At 63.7% G+C, this 19,909-nt stretch carries 18 protein-coding genes; 14 read left to right on the top strand and 4 right to left on the bottom strand.

Going from position 1 to position 19,909, the window contains the following annotated elements:
• Positions 1-203: 203 nt before the first annotated feature.
• The 3 genes from D3876_RS05755 to D3876_RS05765 form a co-directional block, all read right to left on the bottom strand.
• The gene (locus D3876_RS05755) at positions 204-1,289 is read right to left on the bottom strand and encodes a DUF2332 domain-containing protein (protein WP_238475260.1); all 1,086 of its coding nucleotides are present in this window, start codon (positions 1,287-1,289) and stop codon (positions 204-206) included.
• A gap of 132 nt (positions 1,290-1,421) precedes the next feature.
• Positions 1,422-3,290 (bottom strand): methyl-accepting chemotaxis protein, encoded by a 1,869-nt coding sequence (locus tag D3876_RS05760; protein ID WP_238475261.1) that lies wholly within the window; start codon positions 3,288-3,290, stop codon positions 1,422-1,424.
• Between the two features lie 68 nt (positions 3,291-3,358).
• Positions 3,359-5,893, bottom strand: coding sequence for a TonB-dependent receptor domain-containing protein (locus tag D3876_RS05765; RefSeq protein ID WP_119760245.1), 2,535 nt, complete (start codon positions 5,891-5,893; stop codon positions 3,359-3,361).
• 580 nt (positions 5,894-6,473) lie between these two features.
• Between D3876_RS05765 and D3876_RS05770 the strand changes: the two genes are divergently transcribed.
• From D3876_RS05770 to D3876_RS05790, 5 genes are all read left to right on the top strand, one after another.
• Positions 6,474-6,749, top strand: coding sequence for a hypothetical protein (locus D3876_RS05770; protein ID WP_119760247.1), 276 nt, complete (start codon positions 6,474-6,476; stop codon positions 6,747-6,749).
• Complete coding sequence (locus D3876_RS05775) at positions 6,746-7,189, top strand: periplasmic heavy metal sensor (protein WP_119760249.1); 444 nt, start codon at positions 6,746-6,748, stop codon at positions 7,187-7,189. The genes D3876_RS05770 and D3876_RS05775 overlap by 4 nt, the downstream gene beginning before the upstream one ends.
• Entirely contained in the window at positions 7,186-7,749 is a 564-nt protein-coding gene (locus D3876_RS05780) for an RNA polymerase sigma factor (RefSeq protein ID WP_119760251.1), read from the top strand. The genes D3876_RS05775 and D3876_RS05780 overlap by 4 nt, the downstream gene beginning before the upstream one ends.
• 64 nt (positions 7,750-7,813) lie before the next feature.
• The gene (locus D3876_RS05785; RefSeq protein WP_119760253.1) at positions 7,814-9,613 is read left to right on the top strand and encodes a copper resistance system multicopper oxidase; all 1,800 of its coding nucleotides are present in this window, start codon (positions 7,814-7,816) and stop codon (positions 9,611-9,613) included.
• Positions 9,610-10,674, top strand: coding sequence for a copper resistance protein B (locus D3876_RS05790; protein ID WP_119760255.1), 1,065 nt, complete (start codon positions 9,610-9,612; stop codon positions 10,672-10,674). Before D3876_RS05785 ends, D3876_RS05790 begins: the two co-directional genes overlap by 4 nt.
• A 5-nt stretch (positions 10,675-10,679) precedes the next feature.
• Here D3876_RS05790 and D3876_RS05795 read toward each other — a convergent pair whose 3' ends face one another.
• Positions 10,680-11,573, bottom strand: coding sequence for a LysR family transcriptional regulator (locus tag D3876_RS05795; protein ID WP_119760257.1), 894 nt, complete (start codon positions 11,571-11,573; stop codon positions 10,680-10,682).
• Between the two features lie 102 nt (positions 11,574-11,675).
• Between D3876_RS05795 and D3876_RS05800 the strand changes: the two genes are divergently transcribed.
• From D3876_RS05800 to D3876_RS05835, 9 genes are all read left to right on the top strand, one after another.
• Positions 11,676-12,200 (top strand): DUF3598 domain-containing protein, encoded by a 525-nt coding sequence (locus tag D3876_RS05800; protein WP_119760258.1) that lies wholly within the window; start codon positions 11,676-11,678, stop codon positions 12,198-12,200.
• Positions 12,197-13,339 (top strand): nitrilase-related carbon-nitrogen hydrolase, encoded by a 1,143-nt coding sequence (locus D3876_RS05805; protein ID WP_119760260.1) that lies wholly within the window; start codon positions 12,197-12,199, stop codon positions 13,337-13,339. The genes D3876_RS05800 and D3876_RS05805 overlap by 4 nt, the downstream gene beginning before the upstream one ends.
• Positions 13,336-14,067: a DUF3108 domain-containing protein gene (locus D3876_RS05810; RefSeq protein WP_119760262.1), complete on the top strand. Its 732-nt coding sequence runs from the start codon at positions 13,336-13,338 to the stop codon at positions 14,065-14,067. Before D3876_RS05805 ends, D3876_RS05810 begins: the two co-directional genes overlap by 4 nt.
• Positions 14,064-14,726, top strand: a complete 663-nt coding sequence (locus D3876_RS05815) for a hypothetical protein (RefSeq protein ID WP_119760263.1) — start codon at positions 14,064-14,066, stop codon at positions 14,724-14,726. The genes D3876_RS05810 and D3876_RS05815 overlap by 4 nt, the downstream gene beginning before the upstream one ends.
• Positions 14,723-16,291 (top strand): FAD-binding oxidoreductase, encoded by a 1,569-nt coding sequence (locus D3876_RS05820; protein ID WP_119760265.1) that lies wholly within the window; start codon positions 14,723-14,725, stop codon positions 16,289-16,291. Before D3876_RS05815 ends, D3876_RS05820 begins: the two co-directional genes overlap by 4 nt.
• Positions 16,292-16,314: 23 nt before the next feature.
• Positions 16,315-16,689, top strand: coding sequence for a c-type cytochrome (locus D3876_RS05825; RefSeq protein ID WP_119760267.1), 375 nt, complete (start codon positions 16,315-16,317; stop codon positions 16,687-16,689).
• A 9-nt stretch (positions 16,690-16,698) separates the two neighbouring features.
• Positions 16,699-16,854: a hypothetical protein gene (locus tag D3876_RS20390; protein WP_182911885.1), complete on the top strand. Its 156-nt coding sequence runs from the start codon at positions 16,699-16,701 to the stop codon at positions 16,852-16,854.
• A 241-nt stretch (positions 16,855-17,095) separates the two neighbouring features.
• Positions 17,096-19,489 carry a TonB-dependent receptor gene (locus D3876_RS05830; protein ID WP_119760268.1) on the top strand — a complete coding sequence of 798 codons (2,394 nt, stop codon included), beginning with the start codon at positions 17,096-17,098 and terminating at the stop codon, positions 19,487-19,489.
• Positions 19,490-19,585: 96 nt separating this feature from the next.
• On the top strand, positions 19,586-19,891 hold the full coding sequence (locus D3876_RS05835; protein WP_119760270.1) for a DUF1330 domain-containing protein: 306 nt from the start codon (positions 19,586-19,588) through the stop codon (positions 19,889-19,891).
• Positions 19,892-19,909 lie beyond the last annotated feature (18 nt).

Consider the following 19,909-nt stretch of genomic DNA (forward strand, 5'->3'; position numbering starts at 1 on the left):
CAGGCTGGCGGTCAAACATTTGCGATGACCCCATCGGGAAACTTCTTCCCCGATCTGCATTTTGTCATGCATGAACATGATTACGTCGCCAGATCAGCGCCTCGCCCGCGCCATGCGTCTCGGTCGGGAAGCCCGAAACTGCATCCGGATTGCGGTTACCGAAACCCTCGACGAAACCGCGGCAGCCCTGATCGACGAGGCCCTCAAACTGTCTTCTCGTGCGCGTGAACTGGCGCGATAGGCGGGGCTGGCTGTCTCCAGTCTATCCAGTCGCCATAGGCATGGCATTTCGCGAGACAATGTGTCTCGCCGGTGGGCCAGCAGGTGAGCGAAAGCTGCACCTCGCTTCGGGTCGGAGTCCATTCGAAGCTGATCCAGGCGAGCGGGCGCCGGGCGGTTGCGCGCACGCCGGCGCGGCGGATCAGGTTGGCGATGGTGCGGCGGTCCTCTTCCGCAAGATATTGCAGGACCATCGAGTGAAACACTGCCCGGCACAGGCCCGCTTGCTGTGGCGCATCCAGCCTCTCCGCCAGCCAGGCGACGGCGTTGCCCTGATCGACCCGGGGCGGGTGAAGCCGGGCGAGCGCCAGCGCCTGCTCGAGCCGGCTGGCGCGCTGCGGCTGATCCGCCCAGACGTGGGAGAGCAGGCGTTCGCGCGTTGCATCGTCGCCCGCGTCGAGCGGATTGAGATCCACTCCGCGTGCCGCGGCAACGGCGATGGGCGCTAACCGTGGCGGCGATCCGCGCCAGGTCGGCGCGATACGAACGGGCGAGTCCGCCACGCCTGCAGCGATGCCGCCGAGGTCGTAGGCATAGCGCGCGAGATTGAGATTGAGCCCGCAGCTCGAACCGAGTTCGAGAAGCTCGAACGGCAGGCCCGTCTTGCGCCGGGCAACCATGAGCGCGGCCGCGACAGCAGCGGCGCGGCCGACCTCGTTGGTCTGCGGCGTATCTCGCATCCATGTCGAAATGAAATCATCTTCGGCCGCCAGCGCCGCGCCGATAGCGCCGTCATAATCGTCGTGCCGGTACTGATAGAGCGCGCTCAGCGCCGGCATCGCGTCGCGTCTGGCAAGCGCGTGGAGCGCCGCGTTTAACCGCATGGCCAGTGCCGCCGAGGACGGGTCGCCCGACCAATGTGCGATCAGCGCCGCCGTCAAGGGAGCGCGGCCAAGCTGGCGCTGGGCGGCCTCGAGCACCGCAGCGACAAAGGGCGAGCCGAGTTCACGCGCGACCACGGCCTGGCGCCCAAGTTCACCGTCAAATACGCGACGGCCGATCATGTGCATTCTAAATTTCCTTGCCGCTGCAGACAGGTGTTGCGGCGAAATCAGGGATGTGAGGGAACGGCTTCGCGGCTGGCGGGGCGGCGAACGATCACGTCGCCGGCCGCCCCGCAGCGCGGTTTTCAAAGCCGTCGCCTAGAACGCCTGCCAGTCGCCGTCCGCGCTGTCGCGCGGGCGTATCAGCGCAGATATGGCGGCCGCTGGCAGCGGTCTGGCAGTGCCAGCAAAGCGTGCCGGCGCCGCCCGAGCCGTGGCGCTGGGAACGTCGCCGACGTTGAACTCGCGCGCCTGCTCGGAAAGCACCGAGACTTCCTCGGCGAGGTTGCGAGCGGCAGCCGAGGTTTCCTCGACCATTGCGGCGTTCTGCTGCGTCGCCTGGTCCATAGTGCCGATGGCAGTCGAGACCTCGGTGATCGCGGCCGATTGCGCCTGGTTGTCGGCGGCCATAGTCGCGAGCAGCTCGTGGACCTGGCCCACATCGTTCGAGATGTCGGCCAGCGCGCCGTCCACCTTCTGCACCGCGTCCACTGCGGTGCCGATGTCGGCCTGGGTGAGCGAGAGCTGATCGCGGGCGCGCTTGGCCTCTTCCTCGGCGCGCATGGCGAGCGCCGAGACAAGATCGGCGACCACCGCGAATCCGCGGCCGGCATCGCCGGCGCGCCCCGCCTCCACGGCGGCGTTCATGGCCAGCACGCGGGTCTGGAAGGCGATCTTGTCGAGCCCCTCGATAACGCTGTCGATGCCCTTGGCACTTTCGGAGACGCGGCCCATCGCCTGGACCGCCTCGTCAGCGACCGCACGGCCGCCACCAACGGTCGAAATCGCCTGGTCGGCGCGCTCGACGGTGCGCGATGCAGCCGTCGCGCCGGCCTTCAGCCGGCCATCCATCTGCGTGATGGCTGCTGCGGTCTCCTCAAGGCTGGCGGCATTGCTCTCGGTGCGACGCGCCAGATCCTCGGAGGCCCGGGCGATCTCGCTCGAGCCGGTGCGGATCGAGGCGGTCGCCTGCGTGACCGACGTGATGAGCCCGCGCAGGGCGTTCAAGGCAGCGTTGAAGTTGGTCCTCACCGCGGCATAGTCGCCCGGGAAGTCGCGGGTTATCTCGGCGGTGAGATTGCCGCCAGCGAGCTCGGTGAGATGCGTCGAGACTGTCTCTACCACCATCTTCTGGTCGGCCTCCGCCTTCGCGTTCGCCTCTTCGGCGGCCTGCTTGGCGACAGCGGCATCGCGGAAGATGAGGACCGCGCGCGTCATATCGCCCAATTCGTCGCCGCGAGCGGTGTCGGGTACCGCGATGTCGTTCTTGCCCGCGGCAAGGTCGGCCATCACGCTGGTGAGTTGGGTGATGGGCCCGGCGATCATCCGGCTCAACATCAGCGCGAGCGTGATCGCAATGCCGATCAGCGCGATTCCACCGAGGATCAGGGCGGTCGTCGCCGAACGGATAGCGGTTTCCTGGCGCTTGGAATTCTTTTCGATCAGCGCGACCTGCGCATCGCGCACATCGCGTAGCGGCAGCACGGCGGCGCTGACCAGCACGGCTTTGCCCGCGGCGCGCACTTCGGCCTGTGCCTCGTCGCGCTGGCCGGCCTGCACGCGGTCGATCAGGCGGTCGCCCCACTTGCTGCGCCATGCGAGGGTTTCCTCGCGCGATTTGCGTACCGCGGCACGCTGCGCAGGATCCTCCAGTTGTTCTTCGAGCTCGGCCGAGATGCGGTCATATTCGTCGCGGCCTTCATCATAGGATTTGAGGTATGAGGCGTCGCCGGTCACCAGGAAGCCGCGAAGCTGGCTGTTCTGTCGGAGAAGCCCCGTTTCCAGCGCCAGTGCCTTAGCATGGATCGACTGGCTGAGATTGTTCTGGTCGGTCGAGGTCCTGATCATCGTGATGTTCACGAAAAACACGATCATCATGATCGCGGCCGAAACGCAGATCATGAGGAAAGACCAGCCGAGTTTCCTCGGGATCTTCATGGAGTTGAGCATCTTCACTGTCTTCGCCATCCCAGGTTGGTATCCCGATGGGCCGATCCGGACAGCCGGTACGCGAGCGCCCGGCTGTCCGGTTCAACTCAGAAGTTAAAGCGCAGCGACGTCGAGATGGTGCGGCCGTTGATGGCGCGGACCGAGACGATGCCGTTGGCGGGGATCGTCGACTGCGCCACCTCCGTAAGGCCTGTCACGTCGAACAGGTTGTTCGCGTTGAGCGACAACTGCATCCGTTCGGTCGGACGGAACTGCAGGAAGGCGTTGACCACGGTAAAGCCCGGCATCTTGAGCTGGTTACTGTCCTGCGCAAAGCTGCTGGTCGTGCCGACGAAGTTGGCGCCCACGGTGAACATCTCGTTCTCGAACTGCGGCGTGGCCTGGAAGATCAGCTTGGGCTGGTGCCGGGGGACATTGCCCTCGATCCCCGGATTCAGCGCGTCGCTTGCGATTTCCGCGTCGGTGTAGGTCGCGCCTGCCGTAAGGCTGAACGGGCCGCGGCGGATGCTGCCTTCGAACTCGGCGCCCATCGCCTTGTATCCGCGGACAATAATCTGCGGAACGAGCGAACCGTCGGGCCGGACAACCGTCTGCTGGTTGATCTCCTGCGTCTTGGCCCAGAAGCCGGTCAGGTTTAGCGTGAGGTTGTTCTTGCGATACTTCACCCCCGCCTCGGCCTGCTTGACGGTGTCGTGGCCGGCGCGATCGTCGACCAGCTTGCCGGTAGTCGCGCTGACGATCGGCGTGAACAGGACTCGGTCGGCGGCACCGCGGCCGCCACGGCTGTAGCGCGCGAAGACGGCGAGCGGCTCGGCGACGCGGTAGTTGATGCCGGCCGAGTAGCTCAGATACTCATAATCGAAATTGACCGGAGCCGGGCGATCAAGCGGGATGAACGCGGTGCTGCGCTCGGGCAACGAGATCACGCCGTCGCCGTTGATGTCGTACGACATCAGGCCCACGCGTCCGCCACCGAGATCGGCGCCGAAGAGCGAGCCTTCGGCCTTGCCCATGTCGTAACGGATGCTGCCGCCGATCGCAAACTTGCCGATCATGTAGTTGAGCGAGCCATAGGGCGCCGTGACGTCGAATTCGACGTCGTATTTGCGGCGGAAGGCGGCGCTGCCGGGCGTGCCGCTATAGGCGACGATGCCATTCTGCGTCATCGGAATGCCGCCGGCGCGGGTGATGTCGACGAGTGCGCCCTGACCATCGCCGCGGACGTCCGAGATGCCCGAGATGAAGAGCCAGTCGGCGTCCACGGCCTGGGTCGACTTGTAGAAACCGACCGTGGTCGTGAGCACGCCGTCGCCAATATTCCACTGGCGCGTGGCGCGAATGTCATTGGTCATCACGTCGAGCGAATTGAGTTCCATGTCGCGAAGCACCGCCAGCGAGAGCAGACCATTGCCGTTGAGCGAAGCGAGATCGGTGATCGCCTGGCCGGCATTGGGACCGGTCGCGTAGCTGAGGGTCGCGCCGGGGCCGCCGAATGTGGTGGCAAGCGCCGCGGCAGGCATGGTCAGCCCGTACTGGAACTGCGTCATCTGCCCGGAGAGGTCGGCGTAGCGGAACTTCTCCGTGATGGTCCAGCCGGCCACATCGAACTGGGCCTCGAGGCCGACCGACTTGGCGATCGCATGAATGCCATCGCGCAGATCCTTGCGCGCGAGATTGTTGTTGCCGTCGAGCGTCACGATGTTCGCAACGTGCGGCGACAGCAGCGAGCCGCTGTTCACGTCGAAATTCGCGATGTCCTTGTAGTTCGGATCGGCGTTCGTGCCGCTGACGCTCATCGGGACCGACAGGTAGGTGGGCGTACGGTCGTCGAGATATTTGCCCGAGAGCCGGATATAACCGCCGTCGAATTCCTTCGTGACGTTCAGCTTCAACTGACCGCCCTTATAGGCGGTATAGCCGGTCTCACGCGGGCCTTCGCCGGTGCGGTAGAAGCCGCCCACGTGGAACCGCAGCGTGTCGCTGATTCTGCTGCCATAGTCGAAGTCGAGGCGCTTCTCGTCAAAATCGAGACCCGAGCTGACCTGGACCGCGCCGCCTTCGACATCGCCGGTCTTTGACATGAAGTTGATCACGCCGCCCGGCGAGTTGGACGCGAAGGTTGATGCGGAACCCCCGCGAATCGTCTCCACCGCATTGAGGTTGAAGTCCGGACGAAGGAACACATCGGCGCCGACGAACAGATCGCCATATTCAAGCACCGGCAGACCATCTTCCTGGAGCTGCAGATATTTGGAGCCGGACGATGCGAGCGGCAGGCCGCGGATGGTAAAGCTGTTGTTGACGTCGCCGCCCGAAGCCTCGACCCGGATGCCGGGGATGTTGCGCAGAACCTCGGCGACGGAGCGCGCGCCGATCTTCTGGATGTCGGCGCCACGCAGTGAGCTGGTCGACGTCGCGCTGTCCAGACGATCGCGACCCTTGGCGACGCCGGTCGAGAAAACCTCGGCCTGGGACGTGTTCCCGGGGCGCGCTTCCGCGCCGGCATCGGCTGTCGCCGCGCTCTCGACCTGCGTGTCCGCGTCGGTCGACGGCTCATGGGCCATCGCAGGTGAAAGCAGCGCAAATGGCGCAACAGTAAACAGGAAAATACTTCGCTTCATGATATTCACCCCCCGGTCGAGATTTGTTACAATTGGCCTGCGTAATTCACACAGAAAAGAAGATGTATTTCTCGAGCAATTGCCCTATAAATGACGAACGAAATTGCCCTGAGTCACGGATGACTCAGATCATTATTTGCATGATATTTTTGCTGAAAATGACACAGCTCATGCACATTCAAATTTTAATGAATGTGTTCACGGTCATTGATATTATAGTATGTTCAGAAGTCCCCTATGGGCCGTCTGCACTCAGGCAATTGTCTATATATAGCGCGAAAATATGCGTCGATTGCAGTTGTCATGATTAATCGTCGCTCAAGGTCATATTTTCTTCGTTATTGCTATGCTTCTCCGATGATTGCGTTGCACCCGTTCAAGAGAATATAGTTGAATGGATCGGGGTGCAGGGTCGTGACGCGCGCTACATCGCTCAAGCGATGGTTTCTCCGTTACGGAACGCGTACTTAGGTTCGGATGCCCACTCACCCCGCAATTGATCTCTCAACCATTCGCAAAATATGCGCGAGGGGGGATCCCTGCGGCTGCGTATAGGAAATGATGCACTGGAGAATGACCCATGACCGACATTGACGCCATGCTGGCGCGTTTGCGCGAAAGCCCGGTTCACCCCGGGCTCGCCGTGATCGACACCGCGGTTTTTGACGAACTTGCGGCGCGCGCGGGTGTGCCGGCGACACCCGGCGCACGCGGACTCAGCATGGCGGCGGTGGTGGCGCTCTTCATCGGCATAGCCGGTTCGGCGTTGCCCGGCACACAGGTCAGGGCAGCATCGATCTCGCCCCTTGGCGCACCACCAACGCTTGCGCCCTCGACATTGCTTGGCGCCGAATGACCCGGAATCACAAATATATTGTTTTCATAGCGATCATCGCGTTTGCCGCAGCGCTCGCTGGGGTCGTTGTCGGCCGCGAGTTCGTGATTCCCGACCGGCCCGTCGAAAATGAGCTTCACGAACTGCTGCACGCGCAGTTGAAGCTGGACGACGCCCAGCAGGCAAAGATCGACGTGATCGAAAAACAGTTCGCCCTGCGACGGCGTGCGCTCGAACGCGAGCTCCGGGCCGATAATGCGCGCCTCGCCGAAGCTATCGAAGCCGAACATGGATATGGGCCAAGGGTAGCCGCCGCTGTCGATCTTTCGCACACGGCGATGGGGCAGCTCCAGAAGGAGACGCTCGAGCATATCTTCGCGATGCGCGGCGTGCTCAGGCCCGACCAGGCGGTCAGGTTCGACGAGGCCGTGGTGAAAGCGCTGACGGCCAAGGACCAGTGACGCCCGACCTCGCCGATTGTTCGGACGGCGCGTTGGCAAGGCTCGCGCTGGCGGGGCGGCAGGCGGCCTATGGCGAGCTGATGCGACGCCATCGGGATTCGGTTTACCGGATGGCGCTCGGCAGCGTCGGCGATGCGGATGAGGCGCTGGACGTCACGCAGAACAGCTTCATTGCCGCGTTTGCGGCGCTCGACCGTTATGACGGATCACGCCCCTTCCGATCGTGGATCATGCGGATCGCGCTCAACAAATGCCATGACTGGGCCAGGCGGCGGCTGGTCCGCCGGTTCCTGACCTTTGCGCAGCCGATCAGCGCTGCGGAGCAAATTGCCGATACTGCCGCCCCCATCGACGTCGCGCTCGCCGACAAGATGGAACTCGCCCGTGCCACCCGCGCGATCGCCAATCTGCCCCCATCGCTCAAGGAGCCGCTGATACTGCGCACGATCGAGGGGATGTCGCAGGCGGAAACCGCTCAGGTGCTGGGCGTCAGCGAGAAAGCCGTCGAGACCCGTCTTTATCGCGCGCGCAAGAAACTCGAAGAATTGTTGAGGGATTGAGCCCCCGCTTGCGTATTGACCCTCATGGGAAACACGCAAGTCGCAGGGGCGCTCGAAAAGTAAGATGACCATTTCCAAGCTCGATCGCCGGACGTTTTTTCGCGGCGCGGCGCTCGCTGGCGGTACCGCTGCCTTTTCGGCCTGGCTCCCCGCCTGGGCTCAACCGGTCTCCGCCGGCATTGCCAGGCCGCTGCCAACCGTCTCGGGAACCGATATTGCGCTTCGCATCGCGCATCAGATGATGACGATCGACGGACGCGAAAGCCATGCGATCGGGATCAACGGGACGGTACCGGCGCCGCTGATCCGCCTGAAGGAAGGCACGACGGTTCGCCTGTCGGTCACCAACGACCTCGACGAGGACAGTTCGATCCATTGGCACGGCCTGCTCCTGCCGTTCCACATGGACGGCGTGCCCGGCGTCAGCTTTCCCGGCATCAAGCCGCGTTCGACCTTCGTCTACGAATTCCCGGTTCAGCAGACGGGCACCTATTGGTATCACAGCCATTCGGGACTTCAGGAACAAATGGGTCATTACGGCCCGATCGTCATCGATCCGGCGGGTCCCGATCCCATCGCGTCGGACCGCGAACATGTGATCGTCCTGTCGGATCACAGCCAGCTCCACCCGCATGCGATCTTCCGCAAATTGAAGCTGCAGGGCGGCTATTTCAATTATCGGAAGCAGACGCTCGGAGGACTGGTTGAAGGCAAGGATCAGCCGCTCAAGGATCGGTTGATGTGGGGCGGCATGCGGATGGACCCGACCGATGTCAGCGACGTCACGGGATCGACCTACACCTTCCTCGTCAATGGCCATGGGCCGAAGGATAACTGGACCGCGCTGTTCCGCGCCGGAGAGCGCGTCCGGCTGCGCTTCGTCAATGCGTCCGCAATGACGACCTTCAACGTTCGCATCCCCGGTCTCAGGCTCACGATCGTCCAGGCGGACGGGCTCAATGTCCGCCCGGTTGCCGTCGATGAGTTCCAGATGGCGGTCGCGGAGACCTATGACGTCATCGTCGAACCCGAGGACCGCGCCTATACGCTGGTCGGCGAAAGCGTCGATCGCTCAGGCATGGCGCGCGCGACGCTTGCGCCGCGCGAAGGCCTGGTCGCCGAAGTTCCACCACTTCGTCCGCGCCCGCTCGCGACGATGAAGGACATGGGGATGGGCGGCATGGATCATGGCAAGGGTTCGACCCCCGTCGCTACCGATTGTCCGCCGGAGCATGCCGCGATGGGTCATTGCACGCCCGCGCCGGTTGATCATGTAGCAATGGGTCACGGTTCGGGTGGCATGAATCATTCGATGCGCGACATGTCGCTTGCGCCGACCGTGAAGGATACGGCCACCGTCCAGACGATTTCGCCAATGCCAGTCGACCGGACGGGGGAACCCGGGCAGGGCCTCGACGATGTTGGCCATAAGGTGCTCGTTTATCGCGACCTCATGGCGCTGACGCGCAATCCCGACGTCCGCGCGCCCGACCGCGCGATGGAGGTCCATCTCACCGGCAATATGGAACGCTATATGTGGGCGTTCGACGGCGAAAAACTGAGCGAGGTCAAGGAGCCGATCCCCTTCATCAAGGATGAGCGCGTTCGCGTCACGCTCGTCAACGACACGATGATGGGGCACCCGATCCACCTGCACGGCCATTTCTTCGAACTCGTCACCGGACATGGCGAGTTTGCGCCGAGAAAGCACACGGTCCAGGTGCAGCCGGGCGGCAAGGTCACCTTCGACGTCACGACCGACGCGATCGGCGACTGGGCTTTCCATTGCCATCTGCTCTACCACATGCATGCCGGGATGATGCAGGTCGTGACGGTTCGGCCGCGCACGGGGGACGGCGCATGAAGCCCCTCCTCCTGCTCGCCGGAGGATCGCTCCTCGCCCTCGCCGCACCCGCCGCGGCCCAGGCCAGCCAGCAGGCGCAAACGGACTGTCCGCCTGAGCACGCCGCCATGGGGCATTGCAAACCTGCTCCCGCGCAAAAGACTCCTCCCTCACAGACCAAGGGCAGCCCGGCCGCCGATCCCCATGCCGGACACGCAATGCCCAATACCGGCGAGCAAGTGCCTCAGGCGAGCAACTCCCATGCCGGACATGACATGTCCGACATGGAACGGACTGGCGAGAAAATGCCGGGGCACGACGCGGGCGGCACCGCGCTTCCTGCCGGCGATGCCCCCGCACCCACGGCCCCCGAGCCCGATTACGCCGATACGGTCTGGGGTGAGGAGGCTATGTCCGGCTCGCGTCGGCAACTCCGCAAGGAACATGGCGGCGGAACCTTCGCGCAGGTGATGCTCAATCTTGCCGAGTATCGGGTTCACAAGGGTCGTGACGGATTTCTATGGGATGCAGAGGGCTGGTTCGGCGGCGATATCAACCGGCTGGTGGTGAAGACCGAAGGCTCGGGCGCTTTTGGCGACGGCGTCGAGGATGCCGAAATCCAGGCACTCTATGCGCGTGCGATCGGCCCCTATTTCAATCTGCAGGCGGGTGTTCGCTACGACATCAGCCCCGACCCCTCGCGCACCTATGCGACCATCGGCTTCGAGGGGCTTGCACCCTATTGGTTCGAGGTCGAGGGCGCGTTGTTTCTATCGGACAAGGGCGACGTGCTTGGCCGGCTGGAAGGCTATTATGACCAGCGCATCACGCAGCGCTGGATTCTTCAGCCGCGCGCCGAACTCAATTTTGCCGCACAGGATGTGCCCGAAACGGGCATCGGCTCAGGGCTGAGCGACGTCGAACTGGGACTGCGCCTGCGCTATGAGATCGCCCGCGAATTTGCGCCCTATATCGGTGTTTCCTGGGACCGAAGGATCGGCGACACCGCACGCTTCGCGCGGGCCGCAGGCGACGATGTGGAGGCGACCAGCTTCGTCATGGGCGTGCGCGCCTGGTTCTGAATACTTTAAGGCATCGCTGCGATAAGGCTCGCCATGAAGGCGTCGACGATCGGCGGATTGGGCGCACGTACGCGCGTCGCGACGATCAACGGGCGCGTCCAGGGTCCTGCATCGACGTCGATCCGCACGAGCCGCCCCATCTCCAAATCGCGTGCGACCAGCATCTCGGGCAGGATCGCAAGGTGCATGCCCGCATCGAGCATCGCCAGCGTGAAGATCACCGAAGTCGTCTCAATCTCGGGTCGGGGGCGCGGCACGCGTGCAGCGCGAAAGCTCGCCTCGATTGCCTGTTCGACCGCACCGATATTGGCGCCAACCAGCCAGCGCGCGCTCTTCAGATCGCCAAGCGTCAGGCGGCCACGCCCCGCAAGCGGGTGGTTCGCGCCAGCCAGCACGACATAGCGGATGTCGCCGAGCGTTTCTTCACGGATCAGCGGATCGTTCCGGTCGACCTGACGCACCGCCACGACAACGTCGAGCTTGCCGAGCAGGAGGTCGTTCACCATCATCTCATAAATGCCGGCGAGCGCACTCAACCGCACATTGGGGCGTTCGGCGACAAGCGCCTTCACCGCGCTTGCCACCACATCGGCGGCAGCACTCGGCCCGACGCCAATCCGCAAGCGCCCCTGTCTTCCGCCGAGCATATCGCCCAGATCGGCGCGGAAGCGATCGGTCTCCGCCGCGATCGTGCGCGCGTGCGGCAGGAACAGTTCGGCATAGGCGGTTGGGCGGACGCGGCGCCCGTCGCGTTCGAACAGGCGTACGCCCAGTTGCGACTCGAGACGGAGGATGCTCTTGCTCACTGCCTGCTGGCTGAGCCCCAGCCTTTCGGCGGCGGCGGCGAATGTGCCGGTGTCGTACGCGGCCAGAAAATGGCGAACCTGACGTGATTCCATAGACTTCCGAATACACAATCATCAGTTGTTCAAAAAGACAATTAGTTGTTGGTCCATAAGCCCGCCGCTGCGCAATGATCGGTGCAGCAAGAGCGAGGGCACATGCAGATCATTACCGAAAAACAGCCGATCGTCGCAGACCAGGCGGGTGTATGGGAGGGCGAATATGTCCATCTCGACGCCGATCACAACATCATCGACCGCCACAAATCGCGGCTCGTCTGCCGTTTGACCGACGGGCCCGATGGTGTTGCGAAGCTGAGCCAGACCAATATCTACACCTGGGCCGACGGCACCCAGGAAATCCGCTATTTCGACGGCATTTTTCAGGGCGATCGCGTGTGGATCAGGAACGAACTGATCGACGGTTTCGTCGGCGCGCTCAACTATGACGAGACCAACCGGACGATCATGGTCGGCTGGACGCGGACGCACGAACCCGACTTCCGCTATTACGAGATGATCACCGTCACCGAGGATGGCGAGGCCAAGAACCGCACTTGGCACTGGTATCGTAAGGGCCGCCTCTTCCAGCGTACCGTGATCAACGAGAACCGGATCTCGCGCGACTGGCAGGCGTACGATGATCCCAGCTATTACAGCTACCGCCCCAGGGCGGCGCTATGACCGAGGCGGCGCTTTCACGCAGGTCGCTATTGGGTGCGGCGGGAGGCATTGGCCTTACCGCCGCGCTCGGCGTTTCGGGCGAGACCGCTGCAGCGTCTGAGCACTCCAAGGCCGACGTCCGCATCAACCCCGATGGCCGCTACCCCGTCGTGCCGCTGGTGAAGGAAAGCTGGACGCTGGGCGTGGCGCAGGCACGCTCGATGCCCGTCGACCTCGCGCGCGTCGAAGCGAGCCGGCGCGAGAATCTCAATCACATGATTGGCCTGATCGACGCCGCCTTCGCGTTCGGCGCAGGTCCCGACCTCATATTCTTCCACGAATTCCCGATCACCGGCTTCGGCGCGGGCTGGACGCGCAAGGACGTGCTCAAGGTCGCGATCGAGATCCCGGGCGTCGAGACCGAGGAGATCGCGAAAAAGGCCAAGCAATACGGCATCTATGTCGTGTTCGGATCCTATGCGCGCGATCCCGACTGGCCGGGCCATGCTCTGTCGATCACCACGGTGATCGGCCCAGACGGCAGCATCCTCGCGCGCGACTGGAAGGCACGCAACATTAAGGGCGTGTTCGGCGGCGAGATCGAGCTGTTCACGACGACGATCTACGACGTGCTCGACCGTTTCGTCGAAATGTACGGGCGCGACGCGATCCTGCCCGTGATCCGGACCCCGATCGGCAACGTCGCGACCAGTTCGGTCCAGCGCGAACCCGAACTGTTCCGCGCGCTGGCGATCAAGGGTGCAGAGGTGATCCTGCGCACCGCGACGGGGGGCTTCGTCCCCACCGACATCGCCGCGACCTCGCTCTACAATGGCGTCTACACCGCGGTCGCCAACAACGCGATCTCGCCGGGCTCGCCCTTTTTCGAGGACACCAATGCCGGTGGCTCCGCGATCTATGGTCCCGATGGCGAGGCGATGGCGATCGCCAAATCGCCCAACGAGACGCTGGTGATGGCGCGCATCCCGATCGGTGTCTTCCGTGCGCGGCACCGCCAGCCGACGATCCATCCGCAACTCTATATGGACGTGCTGAACGGCTATAATCCGCGCTTCCCGCCCAATCTTTTCGACAATTATCTGCCAGGCGACCTCAAGGACGCCGGGCGCTATCTGCGTGACAAGGGTGTCTGGAAATGAGTGGCGTAACCCGCAGCGTAACCGGCACGATCCTCTATACCAGCACCATGCCCGAACGCATGGGCCAGGGGCGCGGCCGCGAGCATTTCCGCATGGACTTCCATACCGATGGCTGCCGGACAATCGCGGCGCATGGCGAGATCGACGATGCTCCCGCGGTGGTGCGCGATGTCAACCTGCGCCTCGGTGCCGATGGCCGTCCACAGGAAAGCTTCGTGCGGATCGCGGTGGGCGGCGAGTTCCGCGGTTCGGGCTGGTTCCGCTTTTCGGACACGATCGCCGAATGTGAGGCGATGACCACGGTCGAGGGGCGCGTCTCGCAGCGCATGGAGCTCAAGGCGCCGCTTGTCGCCTTCGGCAATCATGCGATGGTCAATGACGGCTTCCTGTTGAGCCTCTACGACCTGTCGCATGGGCCGGGCGTGCAGGTGTTCTGCAATATCCTGCTCTCCTCGCCCGACCATCGCGGGGCGACTGGCCCGATGCTCTTCCCGATCGACCTCGCCATCGAGTTCGTCGGGCGCGAGACGCTGAAGGTGGCGGCGGGCAAGTTCGACGCGCTTCATTTCCGCTTCACCGATATTCCGGGGCTGCTGCTCGAACATCCGCCCTATGACCTGTGGTGCACCGATGACGGCGACTATGTGCTGCTGAAGGCGGCGGTCGGCGGCTATATGCAGACCGCCTATGAACTGACCGCCTATGACCGGATGGGGGCCATCGCATGATCGCGCCCTGGCTGCTCGCCGCGCATATTGCGGTGCTGGGCTACTGGCTCGGCTCCGAATTCGTGATCAACAGCACCTATCGCTATGTCTCCTACAGCGACCACATGCCCTTTGAAGAGCGGTCGCGGCTGATGGAGCATGTGATGCATGTCGATCAGCATGTCCGCTATGCGCTCGTTCTGCAGGCAAGCCTCGGCCCCGCCATCGCTGCACTCTACGGCTATATCCCCGGCGGCGAGTCTACCGCGATCGGATTCGGCGTTTTCGGCGCACTTTGGTTCGGCTTTGTCGAGCTGGTGCATCGGCTGCGTCACAGCGGCATCGGCAAGACGCTTGGCGCGATCGATCGCGGCTCGCGCTATGTGCTGATGGCTGCGCTGGTGGGAACCGCCATGGGTTTGATCGGCGGCGCATGGCCGATGCCCGAATGGCTGCGCTGGAAGCTCGCGCTGTTCGCCTGCGTGATGATGTGCGGGGTGGGGATCAGGCTGGCGCTTATCGCGCACTTCCGCACCTGGGCGGTAATGGCGCGTGAAGGGCCGACGGACGAGACAAACGCGATCATCAAGCGCACCTATGTCCGCGCGACCTCGGTGCTGTTGCTGCTCTGGGTGTTCATCGCGGCGATCACGGTGATCAGCATCTGGAAGCCTGCATGAGCCACCGCGATGTGATCGAGGCGCTTGTCGCGGCGCTCGGTGCGGATGCCGTCCGTACCGACGATGCCGCGCTGGCGCTGGCATCGCATGACATCCACGTGACCGGCGAACGGCCCGCAGCCATTGTCTGCCCGCGCGATGCGGCGGGCGTGGCTTCGGCGGTCTCGGTCGCCACTGCGCTTGGCTATGCCGTCATCCCGCGCGGCGGCGGGCTGAGCTACACGGGCGGCTATGCGTCGCCCACGCCGCGCGCTATCGCAATTGATATGCGCGGGCTCGACCGCATCCTCGACATCGCCGAGGAGGACATGACGATCACCGTCCAGGCGGGCGTCACCTGGAAGCAGATCAACGATGCGTTGAAGCCCAAGGGGCTGCGCCTCCCCTTTATCGGCACCTTCTCGGGCGCCGGAGCCACCGTCGGCGGCGGGCTCGGCCAGGGCGCGCTGTTCTTCGGGTCAGCGCGCTACGGCTCGGCGGCCGAGATCGTGCTGGGGCTCGAGGTTGCGCTCGCCGACGGCAGCTTGCTGCGCACTGGCCAAGGCGCACTTGCCGTGCCCAGCAAGCCCATCCTCCGCGGCTTCGGCCCCGATCTCACCGGCCTTTTTACGCATGACGGCGGCATGTTCGGCATCAAGACCGAAGCGAGCTTACGCTTGATCCGCATGCCCGCCGAGCAGGGCTATGCGAGCTTCGCCTTCGCGACGCTCGAAGCCGCCGCAGACGCGCTGTGTGAGATCGCGCGCGTTGATCTGGCAGAAGAAGTCTATATCCTCGATCCCAGCGCCGCGGGCGCCGTGCATGCCGATGCCACGACGATCGCGAAGACCGCAGTGTCGGTCGCGCGCGAGGCGGGCGGCGCATTGAAGGCGGTGAAGGCCCTCGCCGCGCTCGCCAAGGGCGGCACCGATTTCATACCCGAAGGCTATTATTCGTTGCACCTGACCGCTGCGGGCCGCTGCGCCGCCGCGGTCGAGGCCGATCTGGATGAGGTGCATCGCATCGCCGCGCGCTGGGGCGGCAGCGCTGTTGCGCCCACCATTCCGCGCGTCGCGCGCGCCGAACTTTTCGCCAATCTGAATGGCGTTCTCGGCCCCACGGGCGGACGCTGGGCTGCGCTCAACGGCAAGGTCGCGCATTCGGAGGCGCGCAGGCTGATCGCCGCCTTCGACGCCATGATCGCGCCACATGCCGAAGAAATGGGCGCGCATGGCGTGACCTGCACACGGCTGGTGTCCGCGCTCGCCAATCACTGTTTCAGCTTCGAGCCTGTTTTTCACTGGCAGGATAGCTGGCATCCGCTCCATCGTGCAGCGCCCGAGCCCGCGCATCTGGCGGTCTTGGAAGAGCCGGCGCCCAACCTGCCGGCGCGCGCGCTCGTCGATCGCCTGCGCGACGAGACGGTGGCGTTGTTCCGCAGCCTGGGCGCAGCATCCAACCAGATCGGCCGCACCTATCCTTTCCGCGCGGCGCTCTCGCCCGCGCCCGAGGCGTTGCTCGCCACTATCAAGCAGGCGCTCGATCCCAGGGGGTTGATGAACCCCGGTGTGCTCGGCTTCGCCTGAGATTTTTCCCAAGGACCGTTCCCATGAAAATCATCCCCGTCTCCACGGTCGCGCTCGCAGCGCTCACGCTCGCCGGTTGCGGTGGCGAAAAGGCCACCGGTCCCGTAGACGCCGTCGCGCGCTGCGCCGCCTGCCATACCTTCGACAAGGGTGGCGCGAAGCGAGCAGGTCCCAATCTGCACGACGTCATCGGCAAGACCGCGGGCCGCCAGGCGGGCTTCTCCTATTCCAGTGCGATGAAGGGCAGCGGCATCACCTGGACTCCCGATACGCTCGATGCCTTCATCGCCACCCCCAACAAGATCGTCCCGGGCAACCGCATGGGTTTTGCCGGAGAGTCCGACGCCGCGAAGCGCAAGGCCATCATCGCCCATATGCAGGGTAAAGAGGCCAAATAGGTAAAGCCAATGCCCGACGAGATCGCGGTGAACTATCCCGCATACACCCAGGCGCCGCCCGCGGGCGATGCCCGCCCCAACGAGACGACCTGGACGGTGTTCATGAAATGGGCGGACGAACGCCGCAAGACCGCTCCGCCCGAGGCGCCCAGGCGCGGGCATTGAGGCGGCGCATGCGCTGCAAACGCCAACATCGGATCGCGCGGGTTACGCGCCATATATTTTGGCGCCAATTCTTTGCAGATGATTGTGCGTGATTTATACAACACGTTCCCATGATTTCGAATGAAATTGCTATATTTGTCCGGACATATTATCAATATTTGTCTGGACAAATATTTTTAACCTTCCAAAGTCGCCGCCACCTTGCGGCTGCGGCCGCGCCTGAGGGGAGGGACAATCCGAAATGCGACGTTCACGGTTCTCGACATATAGCTTCGCCTGGCTGCTTTCCGGAGCGGCACTGACACTTGCGGGCGCGCCCGCCCTGGCGCAGTCGGCACCCGACGATGTCACTGAAGAGGTCGATAGCGGCGACGCCATCGTCGTGACGGCGCGCAAGCGCGCCGAAACGCTGCTCGACGTGCCGATCGCGGTCAGCGCATTCAACGGCGCCTCGATCCAGGACAAGATGGCGCAGGACATCACCGACCTCGCCGATTTCACCCCCGGCTTCCAGATCCAGGAAGCCTTTGGTCGCGACGGTGACCGCCCCGTGATGCGCGGCGCGTCCAATATCCTGTTCAGCGAAGGCAAGGTCGGGATTTTCCTCGATGGCGCGCCCTATCTCGGCGATTTCTCATCGCTCGACCTCGCGAATATCGAGCGCGTCGAGGTCATCAAGGGGCCGCAGTCGGCGGTGTTCGGCCGCGGCACGCTGAGCGGCGCGATCAACGTTGTGCTCAAACGCCCGACCGACGAGTTCGAGGGCCGCGTTTCGGGCACGATCGGCAATTTCGATCGCCGCGAACTGAGCGCCGCACTCTCGGGTCCGATCATCGACGGCATCGGCTTTCAGGCCGGCGTCAAATTCTTCGATATCGACGGCCAGTGGCGCAACACGGCGGTGCCGGGCGAACGCCTTGGCGATCAGAACACCAGACAATACACCGCCGGCCTGTTCTTCGATCCGACTGCGGACATCAGCGCCTCGGTGCGCTGGCTGCATCAGGAGGATGATGACAGCCATTTCGCGATCGGCCTTCAGCGGTCGAGCGCGAACAACTGCTTCCTCACCACCCGCCCCTATTATTGCGGCGTCGTCCAGCCCATGGACAGCTTCGGCATCAATACCGATCGCCTTGTCCGGCCGGGCCTTTATCGCAACGCCGACCGCTTTATCGGCGACATCTCGTGGGATATCGCGGGTTCGGGCTACGAAGCGTCGCTCCAGGCGGGGTATAGCGACCTGACCGAGGTCAACGGCGTCGACCAGACCTATGACGATCGCGGATTCTATTTCCTGCCGCAGGCATCGTGCGGCAGGCCGCCCTTCTTCGCGCTGCCCAACCAGGATTGCCGCAAGTCCAGCTTCGAGGCGACGACGGGCATTCGGCGCAAGACGCAGACCTATGAAGGCCGTCTGACTTCACCCGGCGACGACCGCTTCCGTTGGCGCCTTGGCGCTTTCTACAGCGAAGACAAACAGCGCGGCATGACTGAATATCTCGAGCTGAACGAGGTCGGCCCCGAGCTGCTCGACGATACCAAGCGCGTGAAGAACACCGCCTTCTTCGGGGGCATCGATTTCGACGTCAGCAGCACGGTGACGATCGGCGCCGAGCTTCGCCACCAGATCGACAAGGTATACAGTGACACGCCGTCCTACCGCGTCGGCGATGTGTTCGACGCCGCCTATCTGGCGACGGTGACGAGGCCCAATCCGAACCAGATCGTTGGCGTCGAAGGCACGCGCAAGGCGACCTTCAAGGCGACGCTGCCGCGTATCACCGTCAACTGGAAGCCGCAGAACGACCTGTCCTTCTATGCGCAATATTCGCAGGGCAACTCGCCGGGCGGCTTCAACAAGGCGAGCGCGCCTGACCCGACCTATGACGAGGAAGAGCTGATCAACTACGAGATTGGCATGAAGACGTCGAAGTTCGGCTTCGATTACCTGAACTTCGCCGCCTTCTGGCAGGACTATAAGAACCAGGTGCTCACCAACACCTATATCGCGGGCAATATCGTCGACTCGTACAGCGTGAATATCGGCCGGACGCGCATCCGCGGCATCGAGATCGACGGCCAGCTTCCGCTCGTCGGCGACATATTGAAGCTCCAGTTCAACTACAGCTTCCTCGATGCCGAGATCCGCGAGGGCGTGGAGGCCGAAAAGGCGCTCCAACTGATGGGGCGCTCGTGCAAGACGGGCACTGCGGTCAATCTCGACCTGCCCGGCTGCCGCGAGGCCGCGTCGATCGCGGGCAATCGTCCGCCGCTGGTCTCCAAGCACACGGGTACGCTCGGCGTGCGCTTCCAGCACGATGTCGGCAACGACTGGACGTTCTTCGCGGGCTCGGACGTGATCTATCGCAGCAGCTATTATGCGCAGGTGCTCAACCTTGCCGAAAGCGGCAACTCGACCAAGCTCAACCTGCAGTTCGGCGTGCATGACGATCAGGGGATGCGCGTTACCGTCTATGGCAAGAATGTGCTGGGCGACGAGACCCCGATCGGCATCCTGCGCTATCTCGACTTCCCCGCGCCACGTACGCCGACGGGAGACTATGCCCGTGCCTTTGGCATCACCCCCGCGCGCAAGGCGGAGTTCGGGATCACCGTCAGCAAGTCCTTCTGAGGGCCGCTGACGTGAATTGGGAGGGAACGGGATGCGCCATCAACCGCGCGGCCCGTTCCTCTTTTCGTCTCCACACCGCATAACTCCGGAGCCTCAATGCCCGCCTATCTGATCGTCACCGCCACCATTTCCGATCGCGAAACCTTCCTTGCGGGCTACGCGCCAAAGGCGGCCGCGCTGCTCGAGCAATTTGGCGGAAAGTACCGGATGCGCGCGCCGGGAGCGCAGCTTCTCGAGGGCAATTTCGGTGACGGCGGTTCGGTGGTCATCTCGGAATGGCCCAGCAAGGAGGCCGCGCTCGCCTTCTGGAACTCTCCCGAATATAGCGAGGCACGCACGCTGCGTGAGGGCATCTGCGAATGTCAGGTCGTCCTGATCGAAGCGCCCGCCATCACCGCCTGACCCCTTTTTCATCCACGA

The organism is Sphingomonas cavernae (genome assembly GCF_003590775.1).
Lineage (GTDB): Bacteria > Pseudomonadota > Alphaproteobacteria > Sphingomonadales > Sphingomonadaceae > Sphingobium_A > Sphingobium_A cavernae.